Origin of the sequence: Phormidium tenue FACHB-1052 (assembly GCF_014696675.1) — a bacterium.
GTDB lineage: Bacteria > Cyanobacteriota > Cyanobacteriia > Phormidesmidales > Phormidesmidaceae > Nodosilinea > Nodosilinea tenuis_A.
Genome location: NZ_JACJQN010000008.1, coordinates 1 through 15,089, shown reverse-complemented (window position 1 = coordinate 15,089; position 15,089 = coordinate 1). Strand labels below are relative to the sequence as shown.

The window sequence follows — 15,089 nt, the reverse complement described above, 5'->3', positions numbered from 1 at the left end:
GGTTTGCTCAATATACCCGCTACTGTAAGCGGTGCATTGCGGCCCAGGACTAGCCTGGGGAATGCGCAGAGTTGAGGGCCGCGAATGCACCCTACTCACCCCTTAGATATCGGCAAACCTAAAACTGCTAAATCCAAAATCCGACATTGATACGTCCAGTTCCATGGCTGGCTCAAAATGGGGCAATAAACCGACGGTTTGCGGTCTACACTAGGCTAGCCAAAGCTATATGTGCGGGAGTAAGAGTGCAATGAAACGGCGACAACTACTGGGTTACGCAGGGGCAGGATTGGGGGCCACCCTGGGGCTAAGTCTAGTCGGCTCCGCAGCACAGGCTCAAACCGCAGGCGTCACCATTCGCAGCCTAGGCCATACGGCCTTCCTCTTCACTGGCGGCGGACGACGCATTTTGGTCAACCCCTTTCGCCCCATCGGCTGCACCGCTGGCTTTCCCTCCCCAGCCGTGCCTGCCGACCTGGTCATGATCAGCAGCCGCCTGTTTGACGAAGGCTATCTGGAAGACCTTCCCAATGAGCCTCGCGTGCTCACCGACCCCGGCATCTATGACTTTGAAAACCTGAGAGTGCAGGGCATTCTGACCCCCCACGATCGCCAGGGCGGGCGGCGCTTTGGCAACAACACCGTATGGAAATGGACTCAGGGCGGCGTCACCATTGTCCATATGGGCGGAGCTGCTGCACCGCTAGGTGTGGAAGAGCAAATTTTGCTGGGCCGTCCGGACATCATGCTCGTGCCCGTAGGCGGTGGCCCCAAGGCCTACACCGCTGCCGAGGCGGTGCAAGCCGTACAGGTGCTAAAGCCTAAAATTGCCATTCCAACCCACTATTTGACGACTGTGGCTGGCGAAAGCTGCGAGCTTTCGCCCGTGGACGAGTTTTTAAGCTTGATGCAGGGCACTCCCGTGACCCGGGCCGCCAGCGGTTCTTTGAGCCTGCGCCCCAGCGATCTGCCCAGTCAGGGAATGCGGATTCAGGTTTATCAGTACCCTAGAGCGTAGGCTGTTATTAGGGGTGTAGGGGGTTAAGGTATCAGGTGTAGGGTGCGAGTCTTCCCCTAAGCCTTGTAACCTAAACCCTTTCACCCATCGACCTTTCTACCCATCGACCCTCCGCTATGACCTCCTCCTACGCCCACCGTCGTCAGCGTGCCATGGATCTCATTGGTGGCGGCACTGCCGTCTTTGCCAGCGCCCCTCCGGCGGTGATGCACAACGACGTAGACTACCCCTTTCGCCAAGACAGCAATTTTTACTACCTGACGGGGTTCAACGAGCCGGGCGCGGTGGCCGTGCTGGCTCCCCACCATGATGAGCATAGGTTTGTACTGTTTGTGCGCCCTAAGGATCCTGAAAAGGAAACCTGGTCGGGCTATCGGGTCGGGGTTGAGCTAGCTAAGGAGCGCTTTGGAGCCGATCAGGTCTACCCTATTGGCGAACTCGACGAGCACCTGCCCAAATATTTAGAAAAGGCCGATCGCCTCTACTACCACTTTGGCCACGACCAGGCCCTCAACAACACAGTGATGCGCCACTGGCAGCGGCTGCTGGCCACCTACTACAAGCGCGGCACCGGCCCGGTGGCGATCGAAGACGCCACCTTGATGATGCAGACCCTACGGCGGGTGAAGTCGGCAGAGGAGCTAGATTTGTTGAGAAGGGCGATCGCGATCGCCGCCAAAGCCCACAACCACGCCCGCGACATCACCCGCCCCGGTCGCTTTGAGTACGAAATCCAGGCCGAGATGGAGCACATCTTTCGCCTAGAAGGGGCGATGGGGCCAGCCTACACCTCGATTGTGGCCTCGGGGGCCAACGCCTGCATTCTTCACTACGTCGAGAACAACTGCCAAATGCAGGAGGGCGACCTGCTGCTGATCGATGCGGGCTGCGCCTACGACTACTACAACGCCGACATTACCCGCACTTTCCCCGTGGGGGGGCGTTTTAGCGATGAGCAGCGGATTTTGTATGAGCTGGTGCTGGAGGCGCAGCTGCGGGCGATCGCCGCCGTCAAACCCGGTGCCCCCTTCAACGAATTTCACGATGCCGCCACCCGCACCATCACCGAGGGGCTGGTGGAGCTAGGCCTGCTGACGGGCAGCGTGGACACCCTGATCGAGGAGAAAAAGCACAAGGCTTTCTTTATGCACGGCACCGGCCACTTTCTCGGGTTAGATGTCCATGATGCGGGCATCTTACGCAATGCCGACAAAACCTGGAAACCCTTCGAAGTCGGCAACGTCGTCACCGTCGAGCCTGGGATCTACATCTCCCCCACCTACGAGCCGGTAGAGGGGCAGCCCCAGATCGACGATCGCTGGCGGGGCATCGGCATTCGCATTGAAGACGACGTGCTGGTGACCGAAACCGGCTGCGAGGTACTGACCGCTGCGGTGCCCAAAGCCCTAGAGGATATGGAACGTTGAGGAATTAGTTAAACCATGATCGGCACTCAATCAACCGCAAAAACGGTCTTTCTCCTGGTCTCTATGGTCGGTTGGCTGCTGGTGGGAGCAGCTCTGATGTATCTCTTTCCGGCGATCGCCGATGGGCTGGTAGGCAGCGATCTCACCCACCTGTGGATGACCAATCTGGCCCGCAGCGGCTACAATCCCTTGCTTGGCTGGGTTGGCGGCGGCATCGTTCTGGCGGTGACAGTAACGGGCAACTGGGTTTGGTATCAGTACTTTGAAGGTAAGCGTTAGAGACCTGCAAAGCAGCAGCCACTTTCAGCACAGGGTTGTGTAGGTGAGAAAGCCTGCGAGTTTGGAGGAAATTTATGGGGCGATCGCGCAAAACGCCCCTCATCTTCTGCTAAGATATAAAACTGCAAATGCAGCACGGGCGATTAGCTCAGTTGGTAGAGCGCCTGCCTTACAAGCAGGATGTCACTGGTTCGAGTCCAGTATCGCCCATACTTTGCCCCTGTATAGTCCAATATGTAGGCTCATAACCATTGGCAGTGGCCATTGGTTCATCCTGCGCAGGAACTGATAAAACGGTGATCTTAAAAAAGCCAGGACTCTTAGGTAGTCCTGGCTTTGCAAAAGGATATCAGCTAAACGATAGGGTCTATTCCACCCCTTCGATGCGGTCTTCCACTTCCTGGTAGAGCTCTTGCAGCTTCTCCAAGTTTTCGTCGCTGGTTTCCCAGTAGCCGCGCCCGTTCACCTCCAGCAGGGTCGAAACCATGCGGCGGAAGGAGTTGGGGTTGAGATCCATCAAACGCTTGCACATCTCCGGGTCTTGGATGAAGGTGGTGTTGACATCTTCGTAGACCCAGTTATCGACCGCGCCAGCGGTGGCCGACCAGCCCATGGTGTTGACCAGGCGCTTGGAGAGTTCCCGCACCCCTTCGTAGCCGTGGGAGAGCATGCCCTCGTACCACTTGGGGTTGAGCATTTTGGTGCGGGCATCTAGTCTTACTGTTTCAGACAGAGTACGCACCTGGGCGTTGGCGGTGGTGGTGTCAGCGATGTAGGCCGCTGGAGCCTTGCCGTCTTCGCGCAGAGACGCCACCAGCTTGGTGGGGTCAGAGTCAAAGTAGTGCGACACGTCGGTGAGGGAAATCTCCGAAGAATCGAGGTTTTGGAAGGTGGCATCCGCCGTCTTCAAGGCCGACTCAAACAAGCCTCGGTTGCTGTCCATAACGCCAGGGTTGTCGGAGTTGAAGGCAAAAGACTTGCGCTTCAGGTACATCTCCTGGAGTTCGGCCTCATTTTCCCAGGTGCTATTCTCCACCGCCAGGTTGATGTTGGAGGAGTAGGAGCCGGAGGCATTGGAGAAAATGCGGGTAGCGGCTTCCCGGAGGCCAATCCCCATTTCTGCCGCCTGCTCCAGGGCATGCTTGCGAACAAAGTTCATCTCCAGGGGTTCATCGGCTTCGGCGGCCATTTTCACGGCGCGATCGAGCAGCGCCATCTGGTTGATGAAGAGATCGCGGAACACCCCAGAGCAGTTAACAACGATGTCAACACGGGGACGACCCAGCTCTTCGAGGGACAGCAGCTCCAGTTTATTCACCCGGCCCAGGGAGTCGGGCACGGGCTTAACGCCGACAAACCACATCATCTGGGCGAGGGATTCGCCATAGGTTTTGATGTTGTCAGTACCCCAGAGCACGGTGGCGATGGTTTCGGGATAAGCCCCACCGTTTTCCTGCCGCTGCCGCTCCAGCAGTCTGTCCACCACAATTTTGGCCGACTGGACGGCGGCAGTGGTAGGGATGGACTGGGGATCGAGGGCGTGGATGTTTTTGCCGGTGGGCAGCACATCGGGGTTGCGGATCGGGTCGCCGCCGGGGCCGGGGAGCAGGTATTCGCCTTCCAGGGCTTGCAGCAAGGCACCCAGTTCGTTGTCGGCGCAGACCTGCTCCAGGCAAAACTCCAGGTATTCCATCAGGGGCTTGATGGCATCGGCATCGACCTTGGTGTAGCCCGCCTCATGGAGGGCTTTGATCCAGGGTTCTTTGCGACCAATGTTGAGGAAGTTGAGCCGCGACACCATGGAGACACGCCCTTCGGCGTCGATTTGCTCGTGGACGAGGGCGGAGATGGCACCCCGAACCCCCTGGTTGATGTCGTAGAGGAGTTGGACATCGGCGAGGTGGCCGCGATCGCTGTTCCCGTAAATATCATCGATATCGCGGCCAATGCTCTCAGCGATGATCCGCTGGAGGCTCTTGATGCCGTCTTCTTCGCGATCGAGGCTACCGATGTTGACTAGGGTGGCGATCGCCTCCTCAGCCGTGGGCGGCTTGCCCACCACGTGCAGACCGCAGGGCAGCAGCCGCGACTCGATCTCCATCAGCTTGATGTAGATCTTGCCCACCAGGTTGTCGCGTTCCTCGTTAGACAGCTCCCCGGTGTCACCTTCGGGCAGCGCCACGTCTCGATCGAGGTTACAAATCCGCGCGGTTTCGATAATGGCGTTAACGATTTGCACCGCCCGACCGCTCTCTTTATTGCCCTGATAGGAGCCGATCAGTTCGCTCAGCTCCTTCAGCCCCTTGTACAGGCCCGCATTCTCAGCGGGGGGGGTGAGGTAGCTGATGGTTTCGGCGTAACCTCGACGCTTGGCGATCGTGGCCTCGGAGGGGTTGTTGGCCGCGTAGTAGTAGAGGTTGGGGATGCTGCCGATCAGGTTGTCGGGATAGCAGGTGCCCGACATGCCCATCTGCTTGCCGGGCATAAACTCTAGCGACCCGTGGGTGCCAAAGTGCAGCACCGCATCCGCGCCCCAAATTTTGTTCAGATAGGTGTAGTAGGCGGCAAAGCCGTGGTGGGGGCTGGCGGAGCGGGAGAACAGCAGCCGCATGGGGTCACCCTCGTAGCCAAAGGTGGGCTGCACGCCAATGAACACATTGCCGAAGGCTTTGCCATAGACCAGCATGTTCTCGCCGTCGGTGTTGAGGTTGCCCGGCGGTGGCCCCCAGTTTTCTTCGAGCCGTTCAGCATAGGGAGTGAGGGCCTGGTACTCACGCACCGGCATGCGGTAGGCGATGTTCAGCTCGGGGCTGTTGTACTGGGCCTGGGCGTCGTGGATAACTTCTTGCAGCAGGGCTTCGGGCGACTCGGGCAGATCCTGCACGTCGTAGCCGTTCTGCTTCATTGCCTCCAGCACTTTATAGATGGAGCCAAAGACATCCAGGTAGGCGGCGGTACCCACATTGCCCTTGTCGGGGGGGAAGCTGAACACGGTGATGGCCAGCTTTTTGTCGAGCTTGGGCTTGCGGCGCAGGTTGGCCCACTTCATCGCCCGCTGGGTGATCGATTCGATCCGGTCTTGCAGGGAGATCGCCCGGCCAGTTAACCCATCGCGGCCCGAGAGCACGATCGGTTCGATCGCCCCGTCCAGCTCAGGAATCGCCATTTGCAGCGCCACCTGAATGGGGTGCAGGCCCAGGTCGCTGTCTTCCCACTCCTCGGTGGTTTGAAAGACTAGGGGCAGCGCCACCATGTAGGGGCGGTTGAGGCGCTTGAGGGTTTCGATCGCCTTGGGGTGATCCTGCCGGGCCGGGCCGCCCACCAGGGCAAAGCCGGTGAGAGAAACCACAGCATCAACAATGGTTTTGGTGTTGTCTACCGGGTCAAAGAAGTAGGCATTTACGGGCTTAGAGAAATCTAGCCCGCCCGCAAACACGGGGATTACCTTCGCGCCTAGGTACTCAAATTCCTGCACCATAGCGACGTAGTGAGCCTCGTCGCCCGTGACCAGGTGGGTGCGCTGGAGCACCAGACCAATGGTGGGGGCGAGGGGATCTTTGAGATCCTCAGAGATGTCGCGGCGGGAGGCATGCCAGTTGAGGTACTCCTTAATGTCCTCAAACATGTGGGGGGCCATGGGGTGCCAGATGCCCATGTCGGGGTAGGTGACAGGCTCTTCGTACTCCAGGCTCTCGGGCTGGGGGGCACCCTCGATTGGGCTGTCGGTGATCACGTAGCGATCGGCCAGCATCAGAAAGAAGTTTTCCAGGTTCTCGGGAGAACCGCCCAGCCAGTACTGGAAGCTGAGCATGAAGTTGCGGGCGTCCTGGGCCTTTTCGACCGGCAGGTATTTGAGCACCGTGGGCAGAGTGCGCAGCAGCTTCAGCATCGCATCTTGGAAACCCGCCCCGGACTTCTCCTTCCGCTTCTTCATAAAGGAGGCGATCATGCTCTTCGACTGGCCGAGCTGGGCCATAGAGAAGCTGCCCATCTTGTTGAGGCGCATCACCTGGGGCATGGAGGGGAAGCACACAGCCACATCGAGGCCATCGCGCAGGGGGGCAACCGCTTCAACGACCTTGTCGGCCAGGTCTTCGATAAAGATCAGCGAGGCGATAAATACGTTAGCCTCGGCCACATCCTGCTTAAACGCCGCGTAGTTGTTGGCGTCGCGCAGTTCTTCAATCAGGTAGCCGTTGACTTCGAAGGCCACTTGAGAGTTGCTGGCGTTGATCGACCGGATGGCCGAGGACAAAGAGCTCTGGTATTGAGGCTCTAGAACCACATAGACCACCTTGACCAGACGCCGCCCGTTGAGGTCATCGGGGGCAATGTGGCGAACAGTGGGCTTGACGTGGGTGAACATGCAGTAAAACTCCTTTCGCGGCTAAGTCTGGGGGTGAGAAGGCTGCGGGCGCAGCATCAGCAACAGTGAGCAGGGCAGACCGCAGGCAGACTCTGGGGATTGTATAGGAAATATTTCGTAACGAAAGCAAAATCAATGATGCCTTTCATGTTTGTATCAGAAAACCTTGCCAGATAAGGATTCGAGCGTTTAGGTGACACAATTTGAAATAAATCAGCTTGAGCTTTGTTAACAAAATTTACAGTACGGCGGGATCACTCCTCTCATTTTCGTAACAAAATATTAATTAAGCGCTGACCAAGGAAATATATCTTGCCCAATCAGCCCTTGACTCTACAGCGGGCTGCAATGTGTAGGCTTAAATCATCAGGCATTTGGGAGACGAACCATGCGATTGAGACAGCCTTTAACGACGATGCTAGCCCTGGCTACCCTAGTACCACTAGCCTCCTGCGGCACTAGCAACATGGAGGCCATGCACGAAGGCCATGGCTCTGGAGGCATAGCTGGGGAGCAGATGATGCACAGCGGTCACGGGATGGATTTAGGCCCTGCCGACGCCACCTACGATCTGCGCTTTATCGACGGCATGATTCCCCACCACGAGGGGGCCGTAGTGATGGCTGAAGCTGCCCTAGAGAATTCTCAGCGACCCGAGATTCGGCAACTGGCAGAAGACATCATTGCCGCTCAGCAGGTGGAAATTGCTCAAATGCGGGATTGGCGGGCGGCCTGGTACCCCGATGCGCCCGCCGAGCCGATGATGTACCACGCTGAAATGAATCACGACATGGCCATGAGCGAAGAGATGATCTCAGCCATGCGGATGGATATGGATCTCGGTGGAGCCGACGACGAGTTTGACCTGCGCTTCATCAATGCGATGATTCCGCACCACGAGGGGGCGGTGGCGATGGCGGAAGATTTGAAGGGCAAGAGCGATCGCCCTGAACTGCTCACCCTAGCCGACGAGATCATCACCTCACAGCAGGCTGAGATCGATCAGATGGAGCAGTGGCGGCAGGATTGGTACGGTCAATAATTTAAAAGCGCTCCCCCATCGATAGGGGGGAGCGCTTACTTAACAGTTGAGGGCAAAGGCTCACCCTGCATCGACCTAACTACTCAAGCCACTGCTTAACGCGCGACAGGCTCTTCCAGTCAGGTTTACGAACCAGGCCGTCGTTGATGCTATCCATCACTTCCTTTTTCAGGTCGTCGGCGACGGTCATCACTTGGCCAGCAATTTCGATATGCTCGCGCACGCCGGGTTTGCCTGCGTCGAGCATGGCGACCGCCAGGTTCACCCGCCCTTGGGGGTCTTGGGGGTTGAGCTTGACGGCTTTTTGGGCGGCTTTGAGGCCAGCGTTGGGCTTGTCGGTGAGCAGGTAGAGCCAGGCTAGGCAGGCCCAGGCGGCAGCGCTTTTGGGGGCGCGATCGCACACCTCTTTAAATACAGGAATTAGCTCAGCGGGATCTTCGCCCTTTTTGTAGCGCTCGATGCCTTCATCGAACAGGGTTTCTACGGTTTGAGTCATGGTCTATGAACTATCTAACGCGATATCCAGCAAAGCACAGAATGTAGCCCCGTAGGATGTCCCTACGCCCCGAAGGACTTGCCGCAGCCGCAGGTCTGGACGGCGTTGGGGTTGGTGAACTGAAAGCCGCCGCCGATCAGCGCGTCGCTGTAGTCGAGCATGAGGCCATAGAGATAGAGCAGGCTTTTTTTGTCACAGATCACGCGGAAGCCTTCGTAGTCATAGACTTCGTCGTGCTCGTTGATGTTGGCGGGGTCTTCAAAATCCATGGTGTAGGACATGCCCGAGCAGCCGCCCTGGCGTACCCCCACTCGCAGGCAGAGTTCTTTGTTGCCCTGGGATTCTTGCAGTGCCTTAACGTGCCGAAGGGCCGTTTCAGACATCAAAATGCCTCGGGTTTGTTCGGTGGCTTGAGCCATTGCAACCTTTCGATGTAAGTACAGCTTCTATCATCATAAGCAGAGTAACCCCAACCGCAGCCAGAGAAGCCTAAATTGTTTTGAAATCTAACACTTTCGTCGCCTAGGCTTAGCCGTTGCTGCCAAGAATTTCTATAGTTTATAGCAGCCGCTGGGGCGTCCCCTGCCCTGGGAGGGATGCTGGCTTCAGTGCAGTATCTCAATTTAGGGGACTGCACTGAAGCGCACGCGGTTAAGTTGCTGTGGGCAGTTGATGATTAAACTTGGCTATGCTGACCAAAGCTGTGCCCAAGCCAGCGGTCGCCTAACCATTTGTTCCATCTGTCGTTATCGTTAGCCCATGACTCGATTGAACCGCATTACCATCGATCGCCTGAAGCGGCTGCCCCGTGTAGCCAGCGTGTGGGAGGGCGATCGCCGTTCGGTGGGCGGTTTGATGGATGACGACGGCGGCCTGCGCCAGCGTCATACCGAAACCAGCGACTGCATTCTCTGGGTCGACAGCAGCCACGGTGCGGTGCGGGGGCTGACCATCGTGCCCACCACCTGCGGCTACGAGCCGGTGGTGCGCACGCTGTTGCAGGCCATTGAGTCACCCCAGGGCAACCTGGCCCCGGCCAGGCCGCACAAGATTGTGGTCAGCGATCGCGAAATTCAGTTTTACCTGCGGGGGGCGCTCCAGGGGCTTGATATTGCCATTGACTACGCCCCCGAGCTGCCCCTGATCGACGAGCTGTTCAACGCCCTCCAGCAGTCAGCCGAGATGACCGAGGCCGAGCTTCCCCCCCGCTACGCCGAGGCCATGATCGACAAGGCCATGGAGATCTGGGAACTCGCCCCCTGGAACACCCTCAACGAGCAGCAGGTGCTGGCCGTTGAGCTCAACAACTGGGAGCTTGACACCCTCTACGTGTCGATGCTGGGCATGGGCGGCGTGGAGTATGGCCTGCTGATGTACCGATCGCTGGATTCGCTGAAGCAATTTCGCCAGCGGGTGCTGATGGGGCAGCAGTCACCCAAGCAGATGCAGGAGGCCTTTTTAGAGCAAGACTGCCTGTTTCTCAACTTTGAGCTGTTTGACGACGAACCGTTTCCCAACATGCCTCAGCCCGCGAGCTGGCTGGCCTCGGCCCCTGAGGCAGTGCAGCCCGACTTTGGCAGCATTCACCCCCTGGAGGGGATGCGCAGCCAGCTCGCCGACGAAGAAGGAGCTACGTTTTTAGTAGTGATGGAGGCGCTCCAGCGCTTTATCACCCGCTACCGGGCTCAGCTCGAAAAGCCTCCCCTCAAAGCGCTCAAGAGTAGCTATAAAATTCCTAACCCCGAAAAAAGCGCCGGCGCGTCGCCGCTGAAGGTGACGGTTAAAACCCTGCCTGATGTGACCGCAGAGCTAGCTGCCGACACCGATGATGCCCTTGGCGACGACGGCCCCGAGGGCCTGGTTAATTTTCCGGTGCTGCGCGACGACTATGTGCCCGAGGGGGCGATCATCATCCTCACCCAGTTTCAGCAGCAGGTGCTAGACGCCCTGCGCCAGGATCCGGCGATCGCCTTTCAGAACCTAGAGGGCAAATGGCCCCACAATGGCACCGCTGACTCTCCCGATCTGCCGGTGGTGCTGATTCAAACCTCGCGGCCTAAGGCCAAGACCTTAATTCAACAGCTACAGCAGGCCCAGGGCGTGCAGGCGGTGTGCTTTAACCCCGGCAGCGACCCCTTTAGCGGCGAGGCCTTTGAGCTGGGTCTGTTGCAAACCGGCGATGGTGAACTGCACCTGTTCGCCGAATACGAAACCAACGGCAGCACCGATCGCCACCTGCTGGAACGCTGGAATACCTGGCAGAAGGACTGTAACGGAGCCTGCGCGGTGATCATCGCCAGCGGCATTACCGGCAGCAGCAAGGGCAAACCAAGCGTAAAAGATATTTTGGGTGTGTTCGAGGCCCGCTGCAAGACGCCAAAGGATCTACACCTGCCGCCGCTGATGTTGCAGTATGCAGCGGAGTGGGAGTTGGATTAGGGAGGGGTAAGGGGGTAGATGGGTAGGGGGTGGATGGGTAAGTAAGGGTGGGCGCAGGGTGGGCAATGCCCACCGCTGACTCACGAATTATTTAGAAAATCTTAGTGGAGAAGGCTTTGGCTGAGGCATCTGTAGGCTGCACCAGTGCTTTTGTGGCCCTGGCCAGCGAGAATTTTGGGCGGTTGGTAGACTTTTATGGCGAGCTGCTTGATCAGTCGGCGCGGCCTTACCAGCGCGATCGCTACGCTGAGTTTCATCTGCCAGAGCTGCGGCTAGCAATTTTTAAACCCAACACTGACCATGCAAGTCAATTTGCTGCCCCCAGCAGCGGCGCAATGAGCCTGTGTTTAGAGGTGACGGATTTGGATGGGGCGATCGCCCACCTCACCCACCTGGGCTATGCGCCCCCCGGCCCGGTGCTGACGGCTTCCCACGGGCGCGAGGTCTATGCCTACGACCCCGACGGCAATCGGCTAATTTTGCATCAAGGCCTTGCGGAGCCGGGCTGAGTGTTTGACCACAGAGATTTCTGCCCTAAGATTTCGGGGAAACGTGGCAGTATTGAGAGGGATGTGCCCCTAGAGGCCATTCTTCAGCGTATGCCGGTAACCGTGGCGAGGTGGGCTAACCCATGAGACCCCAAGATCCCAACTTTCCCGAAGAAATTCCCCCTGTTCCGCCCCCGCGCAACACTGATGAAGCAGAACAAGGGGATAGACCTGTACCGCCCGACTTAGATCCCAGCGCCGAGGCTATAGGGGAAGATGCTGTACCCCTGAGTGCTGCCGACGGTAACGTCGAAGACTTGGGTAGACAGGCTCTAGGCAGAGATCAAGCCCCAGCAGAGCCAGACTTTACCGATCGCCCCAACCGCCCAATCCCAGATGCCTCGCCTTACCCTGGCGTTCTCAATAACGGTCGCCCCTACACCCCCGACCCGGCACCCTGGACTGACAGCGACTTAGAAAATCTCGAAGACCCGCTACCGGTGTCAACCCCAGAACCCCAGCCCACCGAGATTGACCGGCGTCAGATGCCTGAGCGAACCACTGCCGCCAAACGAGTGCGACCCATATCCCCGGCAGAGGATGTCTGGGCCGATACCGGCATTCCCTACCAACCGAAGGAGCTAGGTGTGGTTGACCAACTGCTGCTGCTGCTGGCCGAGGGGGCAACCCTGTGGAAGAAAGGGCTGCGGTGGGTGCGATCGCAGCTCCCCCCCGATCTCCAGCGCCAGCTCTCCGACGGTATGCTCACCGCCATTGCCCTGGGCCTGCTGATGCTGCTGTTGGCCCTGTGGAACCCCCTGGGCGCAAACCGGGGTGAACCGCTGGTGGCCTCAGAGCCAATGCCCCAGATGACGGCGGCAGAACCTGAGGTGGATGACCGATTTGCGGCCCCCGTCCCCACCGCAGAGCAGCCCGCTCCAGCACCTGCTCCCGTGGTTGAACCTACGCCCGAGCAAAGTCTCATTACCGATATTCAAAACCGAGTCAGCCGCATCAGCCGCTCCTACGGGGCAGGGCTGATTCAGTCGGTGGAAGTGAACTTGCCAGGAAATACCCTGGGCGTAAACGTGGCCGAAGCCTGGTATGGCCTGCTCGGTGACCAGCAAAATGAAATCGCCCAAGACATCTACGCCCAGGCCCGGGGGCTCAAATTTGGCACCCTGCAACTGCGCGACCCCGAGGGCGTGGTGGTAGCCCGCAACCCGGTGGTAGGACCAAATATGGTGATTTTACGGCGGCTGCGTTGGCCCTAGGCCGCCTGTCGCATGGCATCGGTGGATGCAGACTGGCGCACGCAGTAGTGGGGCAGAGAGGTGTGGGGTCAGCCGCTTCGCCTCTGCCTCTGAGCAGAGTTAAAGGGGCAGAGACTTGAGTGAGAATCGAGCAGGGACGGCTCTTAGTAACATTTTTGGAGTGACGGCATGACCTGGCAATCGGGCGGGAGGTGGTTACGGCCTCGAAGCTTGGCTTTAGGCGGACTGAGCCTGGGCTTGACCGTGCTCAGCGGACTGCCAGCCCTGGCGGCAGAAGAAATTTTCTTTAGCTACGGCCCGGTGGAACGATCGGTGAGCACCAGCTCCCTCGAAACCCTGATTGAGTCAGGAGAATTGACCGATGACCTGGCCTTTTACGTCGATTTGGTTGGGCTGAGCGAGGCCGAAGTGGCCCAACTGCGTGAAAACCTCGATCGCCCCCTAGAGGTGGATGGGGTACTGCTATCGCGCTTTCTCTATACTGGCGTTGGTGAAGAGCTGCTTGAGCAGGTGGGGGTAATCCTCAAAACCCGGGCGGGCGACAACGGCAAGCTATCGCTGCGGGCGGCGCTGATTCAGGCGGCGACCTCACCGGAGGGGCTGTCGGCCATCAATGTGGTGCGATCGCTGCCCACCGACATGCAGATTGATATCAACGACGCCCAGGCGGTTGCCAGCGCCGTCGAGCGCATCGTCAATGCCACCACCGACTCCATTGTGCAGCTAGAGCAGATCACGGTGAGCCAGGCCGCCCAGCAGTCTGCCCTTGACTATGCCAACCTGGCTGATTTGACTGTTCCTGGCCCGGCGAGGGTGCAAATTCAGCGGTTTGAGTTGACCGATACCCAGCGCGATGGTCAAGGACCGGCCCCTGGGGGCCATCGCCAGCTCTATATAGATGTTGTGCGCCCCCGATCGTGGCGCGGCCAGGCTCCGGTAATGGTGTTTTCCCATGGGTTGACCTCTAGCCCCGAGGCACGGCACCAGTGGGCCTCCCACTTAGCTTCCCACGGCATTGTGGTGGTGCTGCCCCAGCACCCCGGCAGCGATCGGCAGCAGGTGGCTGACTTTCAGGCGGGTCTTAGCAGTGATGTGTTTGAGGTGCAGGAGTTTATCGATCGCCCCCTCGACATTACCTTTGTGCTCGACGAGCTAGAGCGGCTCAACCCCACAGAGTTTGAGGGGCGGCTCAAGCTTGATCAAGTGGGGGTGGGGGGGCACTCGTTAGGAGGTTACACGGCCCTCGCGGTAGCCGGAGCAGAGATTAACTTTGACCATCTCCAGGAGGTGTGCGACAGCAACTTCATTTACCTGAATACGTCGCTGCTGTTGCAGTGTCAGGCGCTAGAGCTGCCCCGGGAAACCTACCGCTTTCGCGACCCCAGGGTTAACTCGGTGCTGCTGGTGAACCCAGTTAACAGCAGCGTCTTTGGCCCTGAGGGTCTAGCGGCGGTAACGGTGCCGGTAATGGTGATTGCGGGCAGCCACGACCCCGCCACCCCCGCCGTGTTTGAGCAGTTTCGCACCTTCCCGTGGTACACCACCGAGAATCGCTCCCTAGCGCTGATCGAAGGGCAGGCCCACGTTGACTTCTCGACCCTCGATGCGGGTCTATCGCAACTGTTGTCTAACCTACCAGGGCTCACCCTAGCTGAGCCGGAGGTGATCGATCGCTACTTAAATGCCCTGGGCCTAGCCTTTGTAGGCCGCTACGTGGCTCGCCGACCGGAGTATGGATTGTATCTGCGATCGGGCTACGACAGCTACCTCAGCCAGGGCGAACCCTTTCGCCTATTTATGGTGAATGCCGGTGCAGAAGTGGATCAGCAGTTGATTAACCCCCTCAATGAGCTTCTCCAACCACTAGAACTGCCTAACAGCGAACCGGGAGAGTAGGCGATCGCACGACTCAACCTGATGCAGAAGCTTTGACTGCATTCGTCCAGTGCTGAAATGTTTCAGCTCCAATATCATTGCTACTCTCTCGATAGATCTGCCTCAAACACTCGTAAACAGCTTGGGCTTCATCCTCTAATCCAAACACCATCAAACACTTCAAAATACGAGTGATCCGAAGATAGTTGTGGTCGAAGGGAGAAACCCATTCCCGTTGACGGTTTGGGTAGTCCGCCGACCGGGTGACAACTATGTTTCCTTCACACGACTTGGAAGGTTAGCCTGAAGGGCTACTTCGGGGCAGAGTTATCGAGTCTAAGCAGGCATCAGCACCTCCAGGACCTCAGCCACAGATTGCCCCTGG

At 58.4% G+C, this 15,089-nt stretch carries 12 protein-coding genes and 1 tRNA gene; 9 read left to right on the top strand and 4 right to left on the bottom strand.

Going from position 1 to position 15,089, the window contains the following annotated elements:
- The first annotated feature begins 250 nt into the window (after window positions 1-250).
- The 4 genes from H6G07_RS12245 (at window position 251) to H6G07_RS12230 (ending at window position 2,934) form a co-directional block, all read left to right on the top strand.
- A complete protein-coding gene (locus tag H6G07_RS12245; protein ID WP_073608612.1) occupies window positions 251-1,018 on the top strand; it encodes an MBL fold metallo-hydrolase in 768 nt (255 codons plus the stop codon).
- 116 nt (window positions 1,019-1,134) lie between these two features.
- Window positions 1,135-2,445: an aminopeptidase P N-terminal domain-containing protein gene (locus H6G07_RS12240; RefSeq protein WP_073608613.1), complete on the top strand. Its 1,311-nt coding sequence runs from the start codon at window positions 1,135-1,137 to the stop codon at window positions 2,443-2,445.
- Window positions 2,446-2,460: 15 nt separating this feature from the next.
- Complete coding sequence (locus H6G07_RS12235) at window positions 2,461-2,724, top strand: hypothetical protein (RefSeq protein ID WP_084173149.1); 264 nt, start codon at window positions 2,461-2,463, stop codon at window positions 2,722-2,724.
- 137 nt (window positions 2,725-2,861) lie between these two features.
- Window positions 2,862-2,934, top strand: a tRNA-Val gene (locus H6G07_RS12230).
- A 157-nt stretch (window positions 2,935-3,091) separates the two neighbouring features.
- Here the strand turns inward: H6G07_RS12230 and H6G07_RS12225 are convergent.
- Window positions 3,092-7,090: a magnesium chelatase subunit H gene (locus tag H6G07_RS12225; RefSeq protein WP_073608614.1), complete on the bottom strand. Its 3,999-nt coding sequence runs from the start codon at window positions 7,088-7,090 to the stop codon at window positions 3,092-3,094.
- Between the two features lie 388 nt (window positions 7,091-7,478).
- On the opposite strand from H6G07_RS12225, the gene H6G07_RS12220 reads away from it, so the two are divergent.
- Window positions 7,479-8,132, top strand: coding sequence for a DUF305 domain-containing protein (locus H6G07_RS12220; RefSeq protein WP_171973013.1), 654 nt, complete (start codon window positions 7,479-7,481; stop codon window positions 8,130-8,132).
- 79 nt (window positions 8,133-8,211) lie between these two features.
- Here the strand turns inward: H6G07_RS12220 and H6G07_RS12215 are convergent, their stop codons facing one another.
- Complete coding sequence (locus H6G07_RS12215; protein WP_073608615.1) at window positions 8,212-8,628, bottom strand: tetratricopeptide repeat protein; 417 nt, start codon at window positions 8,626-8,628, stop codon at window positions 8,212-8,214.
- A gap of 62 nt (window positions 8,629-8,690) precedes the next feature.
- Window positions 8,691-9,047: a HesB/IscA family protein gene (locus H6G07_RS12210; protein WP_073608616.1), complete on the bottom strand. Its 357-nt coding sequence runs from the start codon at window positions 9,045-9,047 to the stop codon at window positions 8,691-8,693.
- A gap of 340 nt (window positions 9,048-9,387) precedes the next feature.
- Between H6G07_RS12210 and H6G07_RS12205 the strand changes: the two genes are divergently transcribed.
- The 4 genes from H6G07_RS12205 (at window position 9,388) to H6G07_RS12190 (ending at window position 14,725) form a co-directional block, all read left to right on the top strand.
- Entirely contained in the window at window positions 9,388-11,067 is a 1,680-nt protein-coding gene (locus tag H6G07_RS12205) for a DUF6930 domain-containing protein (protein ID WP_073608617.1), read from the top strand.
- A gap of 116 nt (window positions 11,068-11,183) precedes the next feature.
- A complete protein-coding gene (locus tag H6G07_RS12200; RefSeq protein ID WP_073608634.1) occupies window positions 11,184-11,576 on the top strand; it encodes a VOC family protein in 393 nt (130 codons plus the stop codon).
- Between the two features lie 122 nt (window positions 11,577-11,698).
- Window positions 11,699-12,829 carry a hypothetical protein gene (locus H6G07_RS12195; RefSeq protein ID WP_073608618.1) on the top strand — a complete coding sequence of 377 codons (1,131 nt, stop codon included), beginning with the start codon at window positions 11,699-11,701 and terminating at the stop codon, window positions 12,827-12,829.
- Window positions 12,830-12,997: 168 nt separating this feature from the next.
- Window positions 12,998-14,725 (top strand): alpha/beta hydrolase, encoded by a 1,728-nt coding sequence (locus tag H6G07_RS12190; protein ID WP_073608619.1) that lies wholly within the window; start codon window positions 12,998-13,000, stop codon window positions 14,723-14,725.
- Window positions 14,726-14,738: 13 nt separating this feature from the next.
- Here the strand turns inward: H6G07_RS12190 and H6G07_RS27070 are convergent, their stop codons facing one another.
- A complete protein-coding gene (locus H6G07_RS27070; protein ID WP_139297041.1) occupies window positions 14,739-14,978 on the bottom strand; it encodes an opioid growth factor receptor-related protein in 240 nt (79 codons plus the stop codon).
- Window positions 14,979-15,089: the final 111 nt, after the last annotated feature.

Coding starts and splice junctions, on each gene's coding strand:
- H6G07_RS12245 (WP_073608612.1), top strand. CDS start 251: ATGAAACGGCGACAACTACTGGGTTACGCAGGGGCAGGATTGGGGGCC.
- H6G07_RS12240 (WP_073608613.1), top strand. CDS start 1,135: ATGACCTCCTCCTACGCCCACCGTCGTCAGCGTGCCATGGATCTCATT.
- H6G07_RS12235 (WP_084173149.1), top strand. CDS start 2,461: ATGATCGGCACTCAATCAACCGCAAAAACGGTCTTTCTCCTGGTCTCT.
- H6G07_RS12225 (WP_073608614.1), bottom strand. CDS start 7,090: ATGTTCACCCACGTCAAGCCCACTGTTCGCCACATTGCCCCCGATGAC.
- H6G07_RS12220 (WP_171973013.1), top strand. CDS start 7,479: ATGCGATTGAGACAGCCTTTAACGACGATGCTAGCCCTGGCTACCCTA.
- H6G07_RS12215 (WP_073608615.1), bottom strand. CDS start 8,628: ATGACTCAAACCGTAGAAACCCTGTTCGATGAAGGCATCGAGCGCTAC.
- H6G07_RS12210 (WP_073608616.1), bottom strand. CDS start 9,047: ATGGCTCAAGCCACCGAACAAACCCGAGGCATTTTGATGTCTGAAACG.
- H6G07_RS12205 (WP_073608617.1), top strand. CDS start 9,388: ATGACTCGATTGAACCGCATTACCATCGATCGCCTGAAGCGGCTGCCC.
- H6G07_RS12195 (WP_073608618.1), top strand. CDS start 11,699: ATGAGACCCCAAGATCCCAACTTTCCCGAAGAAATTCCCCCTGTTCCG.
- H6G07_RS12190 (WP_073608619.1), top strand. CDS start 12,998: ATGACCTGGCAATCGGGCGGGAGGTGGTTACGGCCTCGAAGCTTGGCT.